The following is a 2,039-nucleotide window of genomic DNA, read 5'->3' as shown; positions in this document are numbered from 1 at the left end:
ATGAGTGAGTGCCTCGTACCGTCGTGGTTGTGAATCTGACTGAGTGGGCGAGGGCTCAGGGTGTGCACCCGCAGACGGCGCGGCGGTGGTTCCATGACGGGATGCTGCCGGTGCCTGCTGAGCGTGTGGGTCCTCGGACGATCCTGGTGAACGTCGAGGCCAACCAGGCCCTTGCTGCCGTGACCGGTGGGGTGGGCCTGTACGCCCGTGTCTCCTCGCACGACCAGAAGGCCGGTCTGGAGCGGCAGACCGCGCGCCTGGCGGAGTGGGCGGCGAAGGCCGGGTGCCGGGTGGTGCGGGCCGAGTCGGAGGTCGCCTCCGGGATGAACGGGGCGCGGCCCAAGGTGCGGCGCCTGCTGGCCGATCCTGCGGTCACCACGGTCGTAGTGGAGCACAAAGACCGGCTGGGGCGTATGAACACCGAGCTGGTCGAGGCTGCGCTTGCCGCGTCCGGGCGGCGTCTGGTCGTGCTGGACGACGGTGAGGTCGAGGACGATCTGGTGCGGGACATGGTCGAGGTGCTGACCTCGTTCTGCGCGCGGCTGTACGGGCGTCGCTCCGCCCGAAACCGGGCACGCAAGGCCATGGAGGCCGCCGCGTCATGACCAGGACCGAGGTGCCGTTCCGGCCGCTGCGGGCCCCGTTCGTCGCGCAGGAAGCGACGGGCGTGGCGATCCGCGACCGGCTGAAGGGCCTGACCGCCCGGGACGAGGAGGTCCTTCGGGCGGTTGGCGCGCACCTGGGCACGCTCGCCGCGCGCGACCTGCGCATCTACACCGCGCCCGGCTTCGACCGGCGTGATGCGGATCAGTGGGCGCGGCGCAAGCGAGAGCTGACGGCCATGTCGTCGTCGCGGTGGGCCGGAGCGATCACGAAAGCCACGCACGACCAGTACGCCCTCGCCCGCCGCGGGCAGCTCGCGCACCTCCAGAATCTCGACGCCGGTATCGGGATGCTCCGCCACCGCCTGTCCCTTCCGCTGGGTGAGAAGGGCATCAAGCCCGCTCCGGGCGGCTATTGCTCGGAGCGCGAGTGGTTTGCCAAGTCCCGCCGCCTCGGGGCCCTTGAGCACCGGCACGCCGCCGTGGAAGCCGACTGGCAGAGGGGAGCCGTGCACGTCGTGCGCGGCGGGAAGCGCCTGGCGAACACACGCCACCACCTCGACGCCGCCCAGCTGAGCGAGGCCCAGTGGCGGTCTCGGTGGGAAGCCGCCCGCTGGTTCCTTGAGGCAGACGGCGAGAGCGGGAAGACGTACGGGAACGAGACGATCCGCGTCGCCCCCGACGGCGAGGTCTCTCTCAAGCTCCCCGCCCCGCTGACTCATCTCGCGAACGCCCCGCGCGGCCGGTACACCCTCGCCTCCCGGGTGCGGTTCGCCCACCGCGGTGAGGAATGGGCCGACCGCATCACCGGCAACCGAGCTGTCGCCTACGAGATTCACCACGATGCGGCCCGCGACCGCTGGTACCTGACCGCCTCGTGGAAGCGCCCCGCCGTGCAGACCGTCCCGCTGGAAGCGGCGCGGGCGGGTGGTCTGATCGGTGTGGACACCAACGCCGACCACTTCGCCGCCTACCGCCTCGACCCGCACGGCAACCCGGCAGGCGAACCCCACCGCTTCTTCTACGACCTCACCGGCACCGCCGGCCATCGCGATGCCCAGCTCCGCCATGCCCTGACCAGGCTCCTGCATTGGGCCACTCGCACCGGCGTGAGCGCGATCGCGATCGAGGACCTCGACTTCTCCGACGGCAAGTCCCGCGAGAAGCACGGCCGGAAGAAGAAGTTCCGGCAGCTCGTCCACGGCATCCCCACCGGGAAGCTGAAGGCCCGGCTGGTGAACATGGCCGCCGAACACGGCCTCGCCCTGGTCGCCGTCGATGCCGCCTACACCTCCAAGTGGGGCGCCCAGCACTGGACGCGCCCCCTGACCAGCAGCAAGCGCGTGATGACTCGCCACGACGCGGCGAGCATCGCGATCGGAAGGCGCGCCCTGGGGCACCCGATCCGGCGACGGACGGCACCGCCCCCGCACGACC

At 71.3% G+C, this 2,039-nt stretch carries 2 protein-coding genes; both read left to right on the top strand.

Annotated features, from left to right (window positions below):
• Nucleotides 1–29: 29 nt before the first annotated feature.
• The gene (locus ACWD5Q_RS35380; protein WP_451431168.1) at nt 30–605 is read left to right on the top strand and encodes an IS607 family transposase; all 576 of its coding nucleotides are present in this window, start codon (nt 30–32) and stop codon (nt 603–605) included.
• Nucleotides 602–2,039, top strand: a 1,438-nt coding sequence (locus ACWD5Q_RS35375) for an IS200/IS605 family accessory protein TnpB-related protein (RefSeq protein ID WP_451431167.1), incomplete at its 3' end; no start/stop codon positions are given. The genes ACWD5Q_RS35380 and ACWD5Q_RS35375, both read left to right, overlap by 4 nt.

Source organism: Streptomyces sp. NPDC002513, from assembly GCF_053595355.1.
The sequence above is the reverse complement of the archived record's forward strand: the minus strand, read 5'-3'. Positions and strand labels throughout refer to the sequence as shown.